This window comes from Arachnia sp. (genome assembly GCF_057238465.1).
The window spans coordinates 186,950-203,978 of sequence record NZ_DBHHFZ010000001.1; the positions used below are offsets into that span (position 1 = coordinate 186,950).

The 17,029-nt window shown below is 67.0% G+C and carries 16 protein-coding genes; 7 read left to right on the forward strand and 9 right to left on the reverse strand.

From position 1 onward, the window contains the following. Positions 1-23: 23 nt before the first annotated feature. The gene (locus tag ACO6D6_RS00835) at positions 24-1,004 is read left to right on the forward strand and encodes a YveK family protein (RefSeq protein ID WP_484782484.1); all 981 of its coding nucleotides are present in this window, start codon (positions 24-26) and stop codon (positions 1,002-1,004) included. Here ACO6D6_RS00835 and ACO6D6_RS00840 read toward each other — a convergent pair. Beyond that, positions 985-2,376, reverse strand: coding sequence for a hypothetical protein (locus tag ACO6D6_RS00840; RefSeq protein ID WP_484782485.1), 1,392 nt, complete (start codon positions 2,374-2,376; stop codon positions 985-987). The genes ACO6D6_RS00835 and ACO6D6_RS00840 overlap by 20 nt on opposite strands. A 192-nt stretch (positions 2,377-2,568) precedes the next feature. Beyond that, on the reverse strand, positions 2,569-3,387 hold the full coding sequence (locus ACO6D6_RS00845; protein ID WP_484782891.1) for a putative RNA methyltransferase: 819 nt from the start codon (positions 3,385-3,387) through the stop codon (positions 2,569-2,571). Positions 3,388-3,414: 27 nt separating this feature from the next. On the opposite strand from ACO6D6_RS00845, the gene fabG reads away from it, so the two are divergent. The 4 genes from fabG (at position 3,415) to fumC (ending at position 7,301) form a co-directional block, all read left to right on the forward strand. After that, positions 3,415-4,122: a 3-oxoacyl-ACP reductase FabG gene (gene fabG / locus ACO6D6_RS00850; protein WP_484782487.1), complete on the forward strand. Its 708-nt coding sequence runs from the start codon at positions 3,415-3,417 to the stop codon at positions 4,120-4,122. Between the two features lie 20 nt (positions 4,123-4,142). Beyond that, entirely contained in the window at positions 4,143-4,916 is a 774-nt protein-coding gene (fabI, locus tag ACO6D6_RS00855; protein WP_484782489.1) for an enoyl-ACP reductase FabI, read from the forward strand. A 75-nt stretch (positions 4,917-4,991) separates the two neighbouring features. Then, positions 4,992-5,792 carry an ABC transporter ATP-binding protein gene (locus ACO6D6_RS00860; protein WP_484782491.1) on the forward strand — a complete coding sequence of 267 codons (801 nt, stop codon included), beginning with the start codon at positions 4,992-4,994 and terminating at the stop codon, positions 5,790-5,792. A gap of 96 nt (positions 5,793-5,888) precedes the next feature. Continuing rightward, positions 5,889-7,301 carry a class II fumarate hydratase gene (gene fumC / locus ACO6D6_RS00865; protein ID WP_484782492.1) on the forward strand — a complete coding sequence of 471 codons (1,413 nt, stop codon included), beginning with the start codon at positions 5,889-5,891 and terminating at the stop codon, positions 7,299-7,301. A gap of 57 nt (positions 7,302-7,358) precedes the next feature. Here fumC and ACO6D6_RS00870 read toward each other — a convergent pair whose 3' ends face one another. The 4 genes from ACO6D6_RS00870 to ACO6D6_RS00885 all read right to left on the reverse strand — a co-directional run bounded on the left by ACO6D6_RS00870 (position 7,359) and on the right by ACO6D6_RS00885 (position 11,338). Further along, the gene (locus ACO6D6_RS00870) at positions 7,359-8,516 is read right to left on the reverse strand and encodes a hypothetical protein (protein ID WP_484782493.1); all 1,158 of its coding nucleotides are present in this window, start codon (positions 8,514-8,516) and stop codon (positions 7,359-7,361) included. Continuing rightward, entirely contained in the window at positions 8,513-8,965 is a 453-nt protein-coding gene (locus ACO6D6_RS00875; RefSeq protein WP_484782494.1) for a YiiX/YebB-like N1pC/P60 family cysteine hydrolase, read from the reverse strand. Before ACO6D6_RS00875 ends, ACO6D6_RS00870 begins: the two co-directional genes overlap by 4 nt. A gap of 127 nt (positions 8,966-9,092) precedes the next feature. Next, entirely contained in the window at positions 9,093-10,031 is a 939-nt protein-coding gene (locus tag ACO6D6_RS00880) for a bile acid:sodium symporter family protein (protein WP_484782892.1), read from the reverse strand. Positions 10,032-10,165: 134 nt separating this feature from the next. Then, positions 10,166-11,338 (reverse strand): hypothetical protein, encoded by a 1,173-nt coding sequence (locus ACO6D6_RS00885; protein WP_484782496.1) that lies wholly within the window; start codon positions 11,336-11,338, stop codon positions 10,166-10,168. Positions 11,339-11,559: 221 nt separating this feature from the next. On the opposite strand from ACO6D6_RS00885, the gene ACO6D6_RS00890 reads away from it, so the two are divergent. Beyond that, on the forward strand, positions 11,560-12,348 hold the full coding sequence (locus ACO6D6_RS00890) for a TrmH family RNA methyltransferase (protein WP_484782497.1): 789 nt from the start codon (positions 11,560-11,562) through the stop codon (positions 12,346-12,348). Here the strand turns inward: ACO6D6_RS00890 and ACO6D6_RS00895 are convergent. Further along, positions 12,345-14,192, reverse strand: coding sequence for an ExeM/NucH family extracellular endonuclease (locus ACO6D6_RS00895; protein ID WP_484782499.1), 1,848 nt, complete (start codon positions 14,190-14,192; stop codon positions 12,345-12,347). The two genes, ACO6D6_RS00890 and ACO6D6_RS00895, sit on opposite strands and share 4 nt — an antisense overlap. Positions 14,193-14,308: 116 nt before the next feature. Then, a complete protein-coding gene (gene def / locus ACO6D6_RS00900) occupies positions 14,309-14,908 on the reverse strand; it encodes a peptide deformylase (RefSeq protein ID WP_484782501.1) in 600 nt (199 codons plus the stop codon). Between the two features lie 64 nt (positions 14,909-14,972). On the opposite strand from def, the gene ACO6D6_RS00905 reads away from it, so the two are divergent. Further along, positions 14,973-15,863, forward strand: a complete 891-nt coding sequence (locus ACO6D6_RS00905; protein WP_484782502.1) for a tyrosine recombinase XerC — start codon at positions 14,973-14,975, stop codon at positions 15,861-15,863. 5 nt (positions 15,864-15,868) lie between these two features. Here the strand turns inward: ACO6D6_RS00905 and ACO6D6_RS00910 are convergent, their stop codons facing one another. Further along, a complete protein-coding gene (locus ACO6D6_RS00910; RefSeq protein WP_484782504.1) occupies positions 15,869-16,780 on the reverse strand; it encodes a peptidoglycan DD-metalloendopeptidase family protein in 912 nt (303 codons plus the stop codon). Between the last annotated feature and the right edge of the window lie 249 nt (positions 16,781-17,029).

Here is a 17,029-nt window from a genome sequence, read left to right on the forward strand (position 1 = left end):
AACGTCGACGTCCCTGGAGTGACATGAACCTGCGCGATTTCGCGAGCGCCCTGACGCGGTCCTGGCTGGTGATCGCGGTCGCCACCGTGGCGGGCCTGACCGGCGGGTGGGTCGTCGGCAACGCCACCCGTACCGTCTACAGCACCACCTCGCGGGTGGTGGTCCTGATGGCGTCCTCGATCGGGACCCCCGAGGACGCACAGCGTGTGACATCCGTGATCCGCTCCGAGATGTCCCTCTACCAGGCGCTCGCGCAGGGGACCCGCGTCGCCGAACGGGTGGCCGCCCAGGTGCCGGGAATGACAGCGGAACAGGTCACCGCCTCCACCACGGTCGTTTTCTCGGACCAGCTCCTGATCCTGACGGTAACCCTCCCGGACCGGGATCAATCGCTGAAGGTTTCGAAAGCGTTTGCCGAGGAGATGGCGAGTGAGATCAAAGGACTGCACCCCTCCGATCAGCAACTGGTCCGGGCGGAAACGGTTGACGCCCCCGCGAAAACAGTTGTCACCGGCGCCAGCCGGGGGGTCACGTTGGCCGCAGGTGGGGTGCTGGGGGTCGTTGCGGGCCTGATCGTCGTCTGGGTGCTGGCGGCGTTGCGGCCCCTGGTGTCATCCGGTACCGCGTTGGCCGCCGACGGTCAGCTGGTGCTTCGTGCCGAAGCCGACGAGAAGGCCTTCCAGCAGCTGGCAGCGGTGCTTGCCCCGCACCTGAAAACCTCGGAAACCGGGGGAGTGGTGTTGGTGGGCACCGGGGGAAGGGTGAATCCCGGGCCGTGGTGCCGGGGACTCGGCGAGCAACTCGGGGCGGAGGCCGCAGCACTCACGGCAACCCCCGACGGGGCCGATCCCGTGGCGCTTCGCGCCGTGGCCGGGGGCGAGACCACCGTGCTGCTGATGGACCGGCGGGACTCGCTCAACGCGGTCAAGGAGATGATCGGTCTTCTGGAGGCGGCGGGCGCCAACCTGGTGGCCTGCCTGATCGTCAATGAGACCCGATCTTGAGCACGCGGGGCCTCCGCTGGGCCTTCGAACGCTGCTCCCCGTCGCCGCTGCGCCGCTTGCCGATCATCATCAGCAGGGCGGCGAGAACGGCCCACCACACGAAACTGACGGGGAAGTTCTTGATCAGGTAGGTATCGAAGAAAAAGCTGGGGAGGGTGGCCACGAGACCCGAGGCCATGGTGCGTTCGACGACGCCGCGGGCCCGCCACCACGCCCAGCAGACGACCCCGAGGGTGGTCAGGAGGAGCCCGAGACCGATCAGCCCCTGCTCGGAGAAGACCGCCACGTAGAGATTGTGGGCATGGGAAAGCGTGATTCCGGAGGGCATCTGTTTGGTGCCGTGCGCGCCGGGTTGCGGCAGGGCCTGCGCATCGAAGGCGAACCAGGGCCACAGCACCCCGTAGCCGGTTCCGAAGACCAGGTTGGGCAGGGAGGAGAAGGCCTGGTGAAGGCCATAGCTCCACGTGTCCACGCGACCACCACCAGTGATGTCCACCCCCCGGTTGCCGAGAACGTATCTGGCGGCGAACAGGAAAGCCGTCAGGGCGGCCATGGTCGCCGCAGCGACGAAGGGCAGGCGTGCGGGGTGTCGCCTCACGGAGTTGACCAGAGGGGGGATGCCCATCAGGAGCAGGAACACGGCCAGGGAGATCAGACCGGCGCGAGCGCCGGATGCGATGAACCACAGCAGATGGGCGAGCGCGGCCAAGGACGACAGAACCCTGCGATGCCCCTTGAACACGGCACCCAGGCACACGGATATCCCCAGCAGGAACACCAGATGGATCACCGCCGCCCCTCCCAGGCGTGTTTCCAGGCGGCCGAACAGGTCCTCGTGAATGGCATTCCAGATCAACGCCACGGGCGTGGCTGCGGCACTGATCACGGCGAACCACCACAGGATCCGGAACAAATGTTCAGGTGGGGCCAGGTTCACGGCGAGGACCGCCAGCAGGCAGGTCAACCCGGCCGTGACCAGCGGACTGGCCAGATACACCAGCGGGACGGGAACCGTCGCCGAAGGGACGCCGTACTGCACGCTGGCCGGGTGATTCACCAAGGGCAGGGAGAGCGCCGCGAGCAGGAGGAGCAGCAGGAAGGCCACCGTCGCCACGACGAGCGAACGAGGTGGGCGTGCACGGACCGGGTCATTGCGCATCTTGATGCTGGTGGCAAAGGCCAGGACAGCAACAGCAGGAGCCAGGAACAACTGCAGGTAGCTGATTCCTGTTTTGCCCATCTCGAGTTCGGTCACCGCCACTGATGTGAGAGTCAACATGCAGGCGCAGGCGATCACGGCCACGAGGCTCCAATGGTCCAGTCGCGGGCGCGCCTCAGCAGCGTGCGAGGGACCAAGGACGGAGTGCAGCACGTTGCCCATTTTAGACTGACAAGGCCGTCGAACAGACATGCGAATCCCCTCGGCGAAACTGCGTTGGGGTCAAGCGTGGAAGGGACGGTGCCGCGTGCCCTGAACCCGTTTTGCGACGCCTCGCTCCGCCCACCCGGCATCCCACACAATCAAGGTTCCGCGGATGCGGCTCGTGGTGTTGCGGCCGGGTCCTCACCGTCGGCGCTGGAACGTGCTCACGGTGAAGGCCGCGGTGGTTCTTGTCGCGGTGGGGGCCGTGTGGGAGTGAAAAGCGTTCGGGCCCATCGCGACGAGGTCGACCGTGGCCTCGACGGACAGGTTCAACGGATGGGTGAGTTCCTGCCGGTCCACGAGGTCGAAACCGGTCATGGAGCTGTCCAGCCGTTCCAGTTTCTCCGGGTCGAGGCCCAGCAGACCGAGCGATTCACGCAGCTCCACGAGATGATCCCGACCCGGGGTCACCACCACCAGCCGCCCGCCCGGGGTGAGCACCCGGGCGAACTCGGCAGGGTTGCGGGGAGCGAACACGCAGAGCACGGCGTCCAGGTGTTCCGTGGCCACGGGCAGGCGACCCCAGACGTCGGCGACGACGGCTCCCAACCGTGGGCTGCGTCCGGCCGCGCGACGACAGGCCGCCGGGGAGACGTCCACCGCCAGGCCGGTCGCCCCGGGGGCCGCGTCGAGGAAAGCACCGATGTAGTGGCCGGTTCCGGCCCCCGCCTCGAGGACCCGGTCGGCGCCGGCCAGGGTGGCGACCACTCTCCGGGTCAGTGGCTCGTACCAGCCCGCGGACAGGAAACGGTCGCGCGCGGCGAGCATCCCGGGGGTGTCGGCGTTCCTCGGTGCGGCCCGGAGCAGCAGGTTCAGGTGCCCCTGCCGGGCCACGTCGAAGCAGTGGCGGCGCTCGCAACCGAGAGTTCTGCCGGTCAGCTCCAAGGGGGCGGTGCACACCGGGCAGCGGAGCCAGGAAACCACCCGGGAGAGTCCCTCGGGAACGGGGCGGCCGGCCATCACGGTACCCACGATAGTGTTTGGTCCGTGCAAGACAAGCCTGTTGTTCTCGTTACCGGGGCGACGCGCGGCATCGGCCGCGTCATCGCCGAGAAGTTCCGCGACGCGGGGTACCGCGTAGCGGGCACCCATCGCGCCGGAGGTGAGGTTCCCGAGGGCGTGCTGCCCGTTGAATGCGACATCACGGACCAGGCCCGGGTGGATGCCGCCTTCGAGAAGGTCGAGGCCGAGCTGGGGAGCGTGGGGGTGCTCGTCGCGAATGCCGGTGTCACGAAGGACACCCTGCTGGCGCGGATGTCGGATGCGGACTGGGAGGCGGTGATCGACACCAACCTGACCGGCACCTTCCGCGTGGTGCGGCGGGCGGCCCGCCCCATGACGCGCGCCCGGTTCGGGAGAATCATCCTGATCTCCTCGGTGGTCGGGTTGCTCGGATCACCCGGACAGGTCAACTACGCGGCCTCCAAGTCGGCGCTGATCGGAATGGCCCGCAGCATCGCACGCGAACTGGGAGGTCGTAACATCACCGCCAACGTGATCACCCCCGGGTTCATCGAGACCGACATGACCGCGACCCTGGACGAGAAGGTCGTCAAGGGCTATCGGGATCGAATCCCGGCCGCGCGTCTCGGGCAGGCCGAGGAAGTCGCGGATGCGGCGTTGTTCCTCGCTGGGGCAGGATATGTATCGGGCGCCGTCATCCCGGTCGACGGCGGCCTCGGAATGGGTCACTGAGAAAACCAAGGAGCATCTACATGGGAATCCTCGAAGGCAAGAACATCCTGGTCACCGGAGTGACCATGGACACCTCCATCGCCTACCGCGTCACCGAGATCGCGCAGGCCGAGGGTGCGAAGGTGGTCGTCAGCAATCTCGGCCGGGCCGTCGGGTTGACGCGGCGCGTCGTCGGGCGGCTCGCGACCGTTCCGCCCGTGCTGGAACTCGATGTCACCGATCCCGAACACCTCGCGGCGCTGCCCGGGCAGCTCGGTGAACACTTCGGCGACCGCCTGGACGGCATCGTCCACTCCATCGCCTTCGCAAATCCCGAGCGGGCCCTCGGCGGAGCCTTCCTGAACACCGAGTGGAAGGACGTCGGGATCTCCCTGAACACCTCCACCTACTCCTACGTCTCGCTTGCGGTGGCCTGCCGGGAACTGCTGCACGCCGGTTCCTCCATCGTCGGCCTCACCTTCGACGCCCGGGTCACCTGGCCGCAGTACGACTGGATGGGGGTGGCCAAGGCCGGACTCGAATCGGCCAGCCGCTACCTGGCACGCTACCTGGGATCCGAGGGGATCCGTTCCAACCTGGTCGCCGCCGGCCCGATCGACACCATCGCGAAGAAGGCCATTCCCGGAGCCGAGAAGTTCAACGACATCTGGGGACAGCGGGCACCCCTCGGGTGGGACCCCACCGACACCACGGCCACCGCGAAGGCCGTGGTGGCGCTGCTCTCCGACTGGTTCCCCGCCACCACCGGTGAGGTTATCCACGTCGACGGCGGCCTCCACTCCACCGGGGCCTGAGGCAACCGGAAGGGTTTCGCGGGCGGATTCGAGGTTCTTGCCCGCGGAACCCCCGGTACGGGTAACGTTGGCCGCATGGCAGTGGTGGCAGCGCTCGAAGACGTGACGGTCAGACGTGGAACCTCGATCCTGTTGGATTCGGTGAACCTGAATATCGGAGAAAACGAGCGCTGGGTGCTGCTGGGCCCCAACGGGGCCGGCAAGACCACGCTGCTGTCCATACTTTCCGCGAACATGTTCCCGACATCCGGTACGGTTCGCCTGCTCGACGAGGTACTGGGGCGGGTGGATGTGTTCGAGTTGCGTCCCCGCATCGGCTTGACGTCCTCATCCCTGGCCGAACGCATTCCCGCCGGGGAACGGGTCCTCGACGTGGTGATCTCGGCGGCCTGGGCGGTGATAGGGCGCTGGCGTGAGGAGTACGACAGCGGCGACGAGGGACGTGCCCGTGGCCTGCTCTACTCCCTTTACGTGGATCACCTGGCGGATCGCACCTTCGGAACCCTCAGCGAGGGGGAACGCAAACGCGTGCAGATCGCCCGGGCGCTGATGACCGATCCGGAGCTGCTGCTCCTGGACGAACCCGCCGGCGGGCTCGACCTGGCGGGCCGCGAGGCCCTCGTCGGCACCCTGACCGAACTCTTCCAGGACCCCGGCTCCCCGGCCAGCGTCCTGGTGACCCACCACGTCGAGGAGATCCCCGACGGTGTCACCCACTGCCTGTTGCTCTCCGGAGGACGGGTGACCGCCGCCGGACCCCTGGAGGAAACGCTCACCGATGCCAACCTGAGTGCCGCATTCGGCATGGACCTGGTGGTCGCCCGCACAGATGACGGCAGGTGGAGCGCCCGTTCCCGTCACCTGCCCCGGGGCTGAACGCGCAAACGGGAAACGCATGCAACACCCGCTGCTCCGATGCCGGTTCGTTGACGATAACCTTGGAAGCGTTGGCGACAGAGCAAAGGAGTTCCAATGGCAACACCGAACACCCGCACCGAATCCGACTCGATGGGCACCATTGAGGTGGCCTCCGACCGGTACTGGGGTGCCCAGACCGAGAGGTCGCTTCACAACTTCGACATCGGGCGCGAGACCTTCGTGTGGGGTCGGCCGATGGTCAAGGCGCTCGGCATCCTGAAGAAGTCCGCGGCGCTGGCGAACGCGGAGCTCGGGGAGCTTCCGCGCGACATCGCCGATCTCATCGCCAAGGCCGGCGACGAGGTCATCGAGGGCAAACTGGATGACCACTTCCCGCTGGTGGTGTTCCAGACCGGGTCCGGCACCCAGTCCAACATGAACGTCAACGAGGTCATCTCCAACCGCGCCATCGAGCTGGCCGGAGGCGAACTCGGCACCAAGACCCCCGTCCACCCCAACGACCACGTCAACCGCGGCCAGTCATCCAACGACACCTTCCCGACGGCCATGCACATCGCAGTGGTCAACGAACTGGCGGCCATGTACCCGCGGGTCCGGAAACTGCGTGACACCCTGGACGCGAAGGCCAAGCAGTACGAAGACGTGATCATGGTGGGTCGCACCCACCTGCAGGACGCCACCCCGATCCGCCTCAGCCAGGTGTTCTCCGGCTGGGTGGCCCAGATCGACTTCGCCCTGGAGGGCATCGAGTACGCCGACTCGCGTGCCCGTGAACTGGCGATTGGCGGCACCGCCGTCGGCACCGGTCTGAACGCCCACCCGAGGTTCGGGGTGCTCACCTCCGAGAAGATCTCCGAGGAAACCGGCATCGAGTTCAAGCAGGCCGACAACCTCTTCGCGGCGCTGGGCGCCCACGACGCGCTGGTTCTCGTCTCCGGTGCGCTGCGGGTCCTGGCTGACGCCCTGATGAAGATCGCCAACGACGTGCGCTGGTACGCATCCGGGCCCCGCAACGGCATCGGCGAGCTGCTCATCCCCGAGAACGAGCCCGGATCCTCCATCATGCCCGGCAAGGTGAACCCCACCCAGTGCGAGGCCATGACCATGGTGGCGACGAAGGTTTTCGGCAACGATGCCACCGTCGGTTTCGCAGGCTCCCAGGGCAACTTCCAGCTCAACGTGTTCAAGCCGGTCATGGCATGGTGCGTGCTCGAGTCCATCCAGCTGCTCGGCGACGCCTGCGTCTCCTTCGATTCCAACTGTGCCTACGGCATCGAACCGAACAAGGAACGGATCCAGGCCAACCTGGACACCAACCTGATGCAGGTCACCGCCCTCAACCGGCACATCGGCTACGACAAGGCCTCCAAGATCGCGAAGAACGCCCACCACAAGGGTCTGTCGCTTCGCGAGTCGGCTCTGGAACTCGGTTTCCTGACCGACGAACAGTTCGACCAGTGGGTTGTTCCCGCCGACATGACCCACCCGAGCGCCGCCGACGAGTGACCTCGGTCCTGGAGTGAGCGCTGTGGGCAGAGGTCACGATGACCTCCGCCCACGGCGTCACCTGGACTTCTCGGCCGGGAGTCCGAGTCCGATGGCCCCGATGTAGTAGTGCCCGCCGGTGGGGGCGGTCAGCTCATGGGAGGCCAGTTTCTCCATCGTTCCCGGGTCGTAGACCTCCAGCACGGGCGGTTCGATCGCGTCGTCGTGGAGCACGTACAGCAGGCCTTCGGAGAAGGCGATCTCTTTGAGCCGGGGGCCGACGTCGAAGGTCTCGACCTGCTGGGTGGCCGGATCCACACGGGAGATGTAGCGGTATTCCTCGAACTCCCGGATCGCGGGATTCAGGTAGGTGTGGGCCACGTACAGCATGCCCTCGTGCTGCTCCACCTGGTATGGGACGTCCTGCTCGAGGGGGATCTCCGTGATCTCTCCTGTGGAAAGGTCAGCCACACTCAGCGCACTCCGGGTCTCATCCAAAATGGGGGAGACATCCTGATTGTCAAGGTGCGGTACCACGAAGTAGACGGTGTTCTCGATGACGGTTGCATCGGTGGCGCCGCTGCTTGCAGCTGGAAGGTTCAAAGTGGCTGAGATGTCGATGCGGCTTCTTTCACGGTAAGAGTCCTGTACTTCAAGGGTAAGGAGCCGCATCGGTCCGTATTGGGCTTCCAAGGAGTCGGAAATTTCTGGGGCCTCCGTGGTGAACGTCATCAGTTCTTTTTTCGAAGGCGCCAAAGTGTCTGGCGCATCCCGGCCGGTCTGGTAGGTGGTGATCAATTCACCGGTTTGTGAGTAGATCTCGAGCCAGGTTCGATCGCCGAGCGAGAGATGGGAGAGCACCACGTGATCGTTGACCTCGGCCGCGCCGAAGGCGCCGGCCTCCTTGGCGCGGTGGCTGTGTACCGAGCAGGTGGTGCGGTCGAGCCGGGAGATGTTGGTCTGGTCGCGGAAGGTGTTCCCGTTGGAGACGAACCACTGGGAGGGCTGCTCACCGGAGAACTCGGCTGTGGCGAAGACGCCCTGCACATCGGCCTTGAGCGAAGCGCGTTTTCCCTGCTGGTCCCACAGCTCCACGTGGCTGGGTTTGGCCTGTTCCGAGGACCAGATCACGGCCACCCCGTGGGCGCAGTCCTCCGGTGTGGGTTTCTGGGAGGTGCAGGCGGTGGCGGCGGTGAGCACCGCCGCCACCAGCAAACCGATGAAGAGCTGTTTCATGGTCTCATCTTGTAGATCACGGCAGTTTTCGGGTTGCCAACCAGTTCCATGGGGTGGATGGCTGCTCCGTATGCTCTGGTGTTGAGATCAACACCAGCGGTGTCCCTGAAGGCCGCCCACACCAGGTGTGCGCAGTAGAACTTGTCGCGGCGGTTGATGTTCCAGTACTGCAGGCTGTACGGCTTGCCGACCTGCCTTATCGCCCAGTCGGCGGTGGTTGCGTCTTGGCTGGCGTTGGTGGGCATGGGCCGGGGTTCGCTGGACGATACCTCGAGAACGGAAGTGCTTTTGCTGGGAGTCAGGAGTCCTGGTTCGGCATCGTTGTTGACTTTTTCGCTGATCCTGGTCCACTCTTCTTCGGCCGGGTTGGTCTCAGCCACAGCAGGTGCCGTCACCCTCTCCCGGACAAGGGACAGCGACAGCGCTGTTGTCCAGTTTCTCTTCTTCATCGCGACCTCCTTCGGCTCGCCATGAACACGTGGCGCAAGACCACCAAGAAAATCATGGAGTGTCAATTATTGGGCGTGATTTGAGTCGAGCTCCTGGCACAAGAAGCTGCTCCGAGGGGGCCAGGGCTCAGGCATTGGTTTTCGTGGCCCAACGCTGGGCCACGATTGAGCAGGCCACCAGCTGCAGCATGTGGAAGACCATGAGGGGGAAGACGATGAGTCCCACCGGTTGACCGGCGAACAGCACCGTGGCCATCGGCACCCCGGTGGCCAGGGATTTCTTGGTGCCGCAGAAGACGATCGCCACCCGGTCATCCCGGGGGAACCGGAGCCACTGCGCCACCTGGTTGGTCAGCAGCAGCATGAACACCAGGACGACCAGACACAGCACCAGCATGATGCCGAACTCGCTGGCCCCAACCCGCACCCCGGTCACCCGGAAGTCGGAGAAGGCCCCGTAGACGACAAGGCAGATCACCCCCTGATCCAGCCACTTCAGGCGTGCCTTGTGCCGGACCATGAACTCCGCCGTCCACTGGCGGGAACACTGCCCCAGGATGAACGGGAGCAGCAGCTGCACCATCACGGCGACGAAGGCCCCCCACCCAATGGGAGCGGCCCCGGTGGTGGGCAGGATCGCCATGACCAGCAGCGGGGTGAGCACCACCCCCAGCAGGTTCGACGTCGTCGCCGAGACGATCGCCCCTGCCACGTTGCCCTGGGCCAGGGAGGTGAAAGTGATCGACGACTGCACCGTCGAGGGCACCAGCGTCAGGAAGGCCAGACCCAGGGCGAGTTCCGTGCCGTACCAGGGCAGGTGCAGCAGCCCGACCCCGATGAGGGGAAACAGCACGAAGGTGCAGGCCAGGATCGTGCCGTGGAGCCGCCAGTGCTTCAAACCCGCCCAGGCCTCCGCGGCGGACAGACGCGCCCCGTAACCCAGGAAGAGCATGAAGATCGCTGCCTTCGTCACCCAGCCCAGCGTCGCGGCAGCTGCTCCCTCGACGGGGAGGAGATAGCCGATCCCGGCCGAGATCAGGATGAGCAGCAGGAACGGGTCCTTCATCTTCGACCACACGAGACACGAGCCTACAGTTCTTCCTCCGCCTTTGCGCCTCGCTTGTCTTGTGGTCGTTTGCCTGCGCTACAGCGCAAGCGCACGACCACAAGACAAGCGTTCCCGTCAGGAAGACAAGCGGATCATGACAGGGGTGGTTTGCTGCGGGATTTTCTTCCTCTGAACCACAAAGCTCCTCCGGCGGCGCCGGGCAGGAAGGCTGTCAACCACATCAGCCACCACCAGGGCTGGGGCGCGGGATCGCCGGTGGCATCGGCGGCCGGAACCGAACGCGCCCATGCGACGAAGGCATCCCCGACGGGCAGGAACCCGAGGGCGAAGGCCGTCCCCGAGCCGGCCGGCAGCGGCAGCCCGAGCAGGTCGGCCTCCCGGTCCAGGACCGTGGCGAGTTCGACATCCCCGTGGCGGCGCGCGGCCGCCAGGGTCACCGCGGAGGCGCTGGCCGAGACCCCGTTGACGAGCGGTCCGGAATCCACATCCCCTGGGGCGTCGACGCCGTGAGCGTGTTCCCGGATCCCCACCAGGCCCAGTGTTGGGGACAGGAAGGCCTGCTTGTAGATCACCCACTCGCGGGCCGCCCGTTCCGGATCGATGTCGGGCAGGAACACCTGGATGAGTGACTGCGATGCGCCGCGTGCCCGGGACTCCCCGCGCTGGTGAACCAGCAGCCCGTTGCTCGGATCCCGGTGCGACTCCATCGCCTCGAACCAGTGTTTCGTGACGTCGGCCAGCCCTGGAACCTCGACGAGCCGGTTGGCCCGGTGTACGGCGGCGAGCGCCACGACGACATCGCAGGGCCACGCCGCACCGGGATAGGACGACGGCAGGGGGTTCTCATCCAGCGCCGCCGCGATGGCCCGGGCCTCGGAGGAGACCTCCGCCAGCTGCGTTGCATCCCCGGTCAGGGCGGCGCGGTCCACCAGCAGGAGCAGCCGCCACCCGTGGTAGAAGGTTCCGTGCGGCAGCAGGTCGTTGGTGCCGAAACGACCGGCGACCGCCGGGCGCCCGGTCTCGGTGATCGCCCGTTCCAGGAGTTCAAGGTGCCTTCCGGTGTCGTGACCCGAACGGGCCAGGTTCCCGGCCGCCAGGCCGGTCAACGCCCAGGTGAAGAACTCGCCCTCGGGGAACAGCGTCTGCATCTCAGAAGCGGCCGATGGTGCCTTCCCGGCCAGCCAGGAGAGCTGGGAGGCGACCGCTTCCGGGCCGCGAAGCCCGGGCAGGGTGGCGCGGCCCAGGTGGATCATCGACAGCAGGCAGACCAGGACCAGCGCCGAAGCCAGGATTTTGCGGACCACGTTTCGAGAGTAGCCCGTCAGGAGGTTCGAACGCCCTGCGGCGGGTGGAGAATACCCGTTCGCCGCGTGTGCCCGGACCCCCTTCAGTCATGTGCCGATGAGAAACCAGGACCCCGATCCATTGCTGCAGGGTGAACCTTCGATGCTCGTGAACACCGTGGGTGCATCCGTTTCCTGTCGGGGGCGGCCCTCCGGTGGGGTCACCCATTACCCTCGCGGGTATGCGCCTCGACATCACCGACCCCGAAGATCCCCGGATGGGCGAATACGTCTCGTTGCGGGACTCACGGCTTCGACGCAGGGTGGAGGGGGAGCGGGGAATCTTCATCGCCGAGGGTGACAAGATCATCCGGCGGGCAGCCGAAGCCGGGTGCCGTCCCAGGTCCTTCCTGCTGGCGGCGAAATGGCTGCCCGGCCTGGGGGACGTGCTCGCGGCCTGGCCCGGTGTTCCCTGCCTGGTGGCGGATGACCGGCTGATCGAGCAGGTGAGCGGTTTCCACGTGCACCGCGGGGCCCTCGCCAGTTTCGAACGGCCCGAGGAGACGGCGTGGGAGGTCATCCTCGATGCCCGTCGCGTCATGGTGTGTGAAGACCTCGTCGACCACGCGAACCTCGGTTCCATCATCCGCGTCGCCGCCTCCCTCGGGTGGGATGCCGTGGTGATCTCCCCGGGCGGGGCGGATCCCCTCTACCGGCGGGCCGTCAAGGCCTCCATGGGGACCTGCTTCCGGGTCGGGTGGCGGCGCATGACCGATTCCGTCACGGACCTGGCCCGGTTCCGGGCCGCCGGGTTCGAACTGGCCGCCACCACCCTCTCACCGGAGGCCGTGCCGCTGACCGGTTACCGGGCCCCGGAGAAACTGGCGCTGCTGCTCGGCTCCGAGGGGCACGGGCTCAGCGCCGACTGGCTGGCCGCTTCGGATCTCCGCCTCACCATCGAGATGGCGGCAGGTGTCGACTCGCTGAACGTGGCCACCGCCGCGGCCATTTTCGCCCACTGGTTGCGTTAGCCGCTGGTCCTCGGCAGGCCGGGGCGAAGGGTGGTGCTCGACGAAGTTGGTTCGGTGGGGGCCGGCGATGAGGGTTCCGGGGTCCGGGGATCCCCGAGCCGTAGGCTCACCACCACCGGGTCGTGGTCGGAGGAACGATACGGGTCGGGGCTGTAGAGTTCCTGCTCCGCGGCCTTCTTGTAGGTCATGTCGTAGTCGAAGATGTCCGCCTCATCCGCGTTGACGTGCCAGGAACGGGTGTCGACGATGCTGGTTTCCGCGGCTTGGTTCGCGAGCGCGTAATCCAGATAGCCGGACATGCCGTCGAAGACGTAGGAATAGGCCTGTTCGCCGGTGAACTTCTTCTCCATGTCGGCGTAACCCCCCTCGGTGAGGGTTTTCACCGGGTCCTCGTGGTCGTAGGAGTTGAGGTCGCCGATGATCAGGGTGCGGTCGGCGCCCTGGCCGGTCGGGTCGCCCCGGAGCCAGGAGACGAGATCCTCCGCAGCCTTGGTGCGGGTCTGGTTGCAGTTTCCCTGGCCGTCGCCCGTGTCGGGGTCACCCTTGCAGGGCGAGCCCTTCGACTTGAGATGGTTGACCGACACGTTGACCAGCTCACCGGAGTCCTTGTGGCGGAAGGTTTGGAGCAGCGATGGCCGGTTCCCGGTGTGGCCGAAACCCAGGGTCTTGAAGGAACCGGCCGGTTCCACCGTGGCCGGTTTGTAGACGAAGGCCTGGAAGATGGCGTCGCTTCCGACCTTTCCCGTCTTCACCGCGGCGTAGGTGCCCTCCCCGGCCTTGGCGTTGAGGGCCGCCACCAGATCGTCGACGGCGGTTCCGTTGTTCTCGATCTCCATCAACCCGAAGACGTCGGCGTCAAGGGCGGTCATGGCCGCGACGATCTTCGCCTGCTGTCGTTGGAACTCCTCCGGGGTGTCGGCGCCCCGGGCCCGCGAGTCGTCCGAGGTGAGGGTGGTGAAGTAGTTCAGCACGTTGAACGAGGCGATCCGCAGGTTTCCCTGCTTCTCCGGGGCGGGGGGACGGGGATTGCTGGCCGTGTGGTCGGCGCCCGTGGTCGGCTGCAACCGGTAGGAACCGAATCCGTAGCCCAGCACACCGGTCAGGTTCGCAACCTGGTCGCCGGTGCGGAAGTAGTTGTCCCTGGCCATCGGTTCCCCGTTCGGGTGGATGGCGGGGGTGGGATTCTGGGAGCTGCGTCCGTCGTCGACCTTCAGGCGGTCCGCCTTGTTGCTGGCCAGCAGGTCGATGGCGGGCTGTCCCGGATCGACGACGCCGGTCGGCGCCCACTGTCGTTTCGTGCCGTAGGTGATTTCCCCGTAGCGGTCGAAGTCATGGGAGTCGAGGATGGTCAGGGCCTGCGGAAACCTGAGGAACATGCCCTCGTAGCGTTCCCAGTCGCTGATCGGCAGGTTCAGTTCCAGCGGGGCCACCGCATCGCCGCCGTCCAGTTTCGTCACCGTGGTGGGGGTGATCTGGGTCTGGTCCTTGTACTCGCCCACCTTTCCCCTGACCTGTACCCGGTCCCCGACGGCCAGTTCGTTCGCGCCCTTGTCGTGTACGAAGATGCCGTCGCTGGTGGCATCGTCCCCGTCGCCCGCGTCCTGGATGAACACGCCGCCGAGCTGGCCCTCACCCTGGAAATCGCCGGTCACCACCCCCTCCACGATCACGGTGCGCCCCACGTAGGGACTGGAAGCACCGGGGCCCTGCACCGCGCCGATCGCCAGCCGGGGCGTCTCGTTGCGCGCGGGGACCGCCCAGGAGGGTTGAGTGGAAGCTCCGAGGAATGCGGGAAGAAGGGCCGTGGCCGAGGCCAGGGCCAGCAGACGGGTTCGGATTTTCATGGTTCGCTTTCGGCGTTGGGGCGGCTCCACCGTGGTCCACCATCAGTAATTATTCTTTCAGCTGGCCATGACGAAGCGCGCATCGCGTCCCGGTTTGCGGGTCCCGGCGGTCCGGTTCACTCCTCGCCGGGGCGTGGGGCAGAATCCCGCTTCGGGGAGACCGGCCAGTCCTCGGGATAACGCCACGCCAGATCGGCCACCTGGGCATCCAGTTTCCGGCGGGAACGGGCCGAGATACGATCCCCGAACACGGTGCCGTTCAGATGGTCGGTCTCGTGTTGGAAACAACGGGCGAGCAGTCCCGTGCCGAGCAGTTCGATTTCCTTGCCGTAGGCGTCCTGACCCCGGCAGATGGCCTTGTCGGGGCGGGGAACCCCGGAGTAGCCGCCGGGCCACGACAGGCAACCCTCCTCGGTGAGGTCGAGGTTGCGGTCCTTGCCCTGGGGAAGTTCCACCACCGGATTGCAGACCACCCCGCGCTGGACGTGTTCGTCGGCGTCCGGGCATTCATAGATGAAAACGGAAACCCCGACCCCCACCTGGGTGGCCGCCAGACCGACCCCCTCGGCGGCCCGCATCGTTGCGAACATGTCACGAATGAGCTCGTGCAGCTCTTCCCCGAACTCGGTGACGGGTTTGGTGGTCTCGTGCATCACGGGGGTACCCCAGCGCGTGATGGGGCGGATGCGTCCGCCGGTGGTGAGGTCCTCGGGCATCGATCTTCCTGTTCTCCGGTTCGTCGTGCAGGGCAACAGTATGCCCGCTGCCACACTTGAGGGCATGGAAGGGCCCTGGGCTGCGTTGATCGCCGAGTACCGGCGCCACCTGGAGACCGAACGCGGCCTGTCCCAGAACACCGTTCGCGCCTATCAGACGGACCTGACCGGTCTGGCCTCGGCGGTGCGGGTACCGCCCGGCCGGGTCACCCTCGCGCACCTGCGTTCCTGGCTCGCCGACCAGGTCGATTCCGGCGCGGAGCCCGCAACCCTGCAGCGTCGCGTCTCCTGCGCCCGGGGGTTCTTCGCCTGGGCGCGCAGGGAGGGTTTCGTGGCTTCGGATCCGGCTAGCCGGCTGCGCGCCCCCCGGCGGCCACGCACCCTGCCCGAGGTTCCCACCGAAATCCAGGTGAGCGACGCCATCGCGTCCTTGGCCTCGGCCGCCGCCGAGGGCGACCCGATCGCGCTGCGTGACGTGGCTCTGGTCGAGCTGCTCTACGCCAGCGGGCTGCGCATCTCGGAGGCTTGTGGGCTGGGGCTGCGTGACGTGAATTTCGAGAATTCGACGGTGCGGGTGCTCGGCAAGGGCGACAAGGAACGAACCGTTCCCATGGGTATCCCGGCCCGGCGTGCCCTCGAGGCGTGGTTGGCGGCCCGGGACCGTGTGGCGGGACCGGACAGCCCGGCCCGGCTGTTCCTCGGCGCCCGCGGCGGTGGCCTCGATCCCCGGGTCGCCCGCCGCGTGGTCCACGCCGCCACTGCGGCGGGTGGCGCATCCGTCGGGCCCCACGCGCTGCGGCACGCCATGGCCACCCATCTGCTGGCGGGGGGAGCGGACCTGCGCAGCGTCCAGGAACTGCTGGGACACGCCTCCGTGGCAACCACCCAGCGTTACACCCACGTAACCAACGAACGGCTCCGGACGGCTTTCCAGCAGGCCCATCCCCGGGCCTGAGGGGGTCAGCGCACCAGGGTGAGGGGGTCGATGACCTGGCCGTTCCGCCAGGCCATCCAGTGCAGGTGACAGCCCGTGGAGTAGCCCGTGCTGCCGACATGCCCCACCACGGCACCCGCTCCGAGGCTCTGGCCCGCCGTGACCTCGATTCCCGGCATGTGGGCGTACCCGGTGCGGATCCCGGAGTGCTCCACCACCACTCGGTAGCCGTAGCCGCCGTCGTAGCCGGCGGAGACCACCGTACCGGCCCAGGGCAGATGGATCGCGGTGCCGCAACCAGCACCGATGTCCGCCCCGTCGTGGAGTTTCAGAACCCCGGTGACCGGGTGCACCCGCATCCCGAACGGGCTGGTGATGGGACCGGCCACCGGCAGGGAGCCGGGCGCGGGCGCCGGGCCCGGGACCTGGGCGGGTGGAAGCCAGGCGACGGGCGGCGGGGTTGTGCCGTGCGGCAGCAAACGGATGGGTGGGGATTTCAGGTAGAGCATCGGGTCGTGGTAGACCGTGCCGTCGGTCAGGCCCCAGTGCAGGCAGTACCGGGGATCGCAGTGTGGCGGCCCCGCCAGGTGCCCGATCACCTCACCCGCCCTGACCTGGGTGCCTTCGGGCAGCGACCCGGCGACGGGGGTGTAGGTGGTGCGCAACCCGTTGCCGTGATCGACGGAAACCGAGGGGCGGCCCGCGACCTCCCCGTTGAAATAGATCGTCCCGACCGCCGCGGAACGCACCTGCGCCCCTTGGTCGGCGGCCAGGTCCACACCGCGGTGCCCGGCGGAGTAAAGGGCGGTTCCGCCGTCGAAGGGACGCAGCAGCGCCCCCGGCACGGGGGCCGAGAGAACCAGCCCCGCATCCGCGTGCGCCACTGCGGGGAACAGGACCAGGGCCAGAAGGGTCAGTGGTAGCAGTGCCTTCCTCATGTTCTTCACTGTGGGAGACGCAACGGGGCGATCTCCGGCATCGGGGAAGAGCGTGCCCGGTGTTGAAAACTTCATGCCCCGGGGCCTAGGATTGGCCGCGCAATCGGGCCATCCGATTGACGTCGCATGCGCCGCAACGGGAACCGTCGGTGGTGGTGTGGTCCCGGGATTCTGCGTCGCGGGTGCCGCCGCCGGGCGCATCAGGAAAGGCCCCCAGCGGGGTCTGGAAACAACCACCCGCGCGAGCCC

Bases quoted from the DNA above. Each gene is read 5' to 3' on its own strand.
- ACO6D6_RS00905 (WP_484782502.1), top strand. From the start codon at position 14,973: ATGGAAGGGCCCTGGGCTGCGTTGATCGCCGAGTACCGGCGCCACCTG.
- ACO6D6_RS00880 (WP_484782892.1), bottom strand. From the start codon at position 10,031: ATGAAGGACCCGTTCCTGCTGCTCATCCTGATCTCGGCCGGGATCGGC.
- ACO6D6_RS00860 (WP_484782491.1), top strand. From the start codon at position 4,992: ATGGCAGTGGTGGCAGCGCTCGAAGACGTGACGGTCAGACGTGGAACC.
- ACO6D6_RS00875 (WP_484782494.1), bottom strand. From the start codon at position 8,965: ATGAAGAAGAGAAACTGGACAACAGCGCTGTCGCTGTCCCTTGTCCGG.
- ACO6D6_RS00835 (WP_484782484.1), top strand. From the start codon at position 24: ATGAACCTGCGCGATTTCGCGAGCGCCCTGACGCGGTCCTGGCTGGTG.
- ACO6D6_RS00895 (WP_484782499.1), bottom strand. From the start codon at position 14,192: ATGAAAATCCGAACCCGTCTGCTGGCCCTGGCCTCGGCCACGGCCCTT.
- ACO6D6_RS00845 (WP_484782891.1), bottom strand. From the start codon at position 3,387: ATGGCCGGCCGCCCCGTTCCCGAGGGACTCTCCCGGGTGGTTTCCTGG.
- fabI (WP_484782489.1), top strand. From the start codon at position 4,143: ATGGGAATCCTCGAAGGCAAGAACATCCTGGTCACCGGAGTGACCATG.
- ACO6D6_RS00870 (WP_484782493.1), bottom strand. From the start codon at position 8,516: ATGAAACAGCTCTTCATCGGTTTGCTGGTGGCGGCGGTGCTCACCGCC.
- def (WP_484782501.1), bottom strand. From the start codon at position 14,908: ATGCCCGAGGACCTCACCACCGGCGGACGCATCCGCCCCATCACGCGC.
- ACO6D6_RS00890 (WP_484782497.1), top strand. From the start codon at position 11,560: ATGCGCCTCGACATCACCGACCCCGAAGATCCCCGGATGGGCGAATAC.
- fumC (WP_484782492.1), top strand. From the start codon at position 5,889: ATGGCAACACCGAACACCCGCACCGAATCCGACTCGATGGGCACCATT.
- ACO6D6_RS00910 (WP_484782504.1), bottom strand. From the start codon at position 16,780: ATGAGGAAGGCACTGCTACCACTGACCCTTCTGGCCCTGGTCCTGTTC.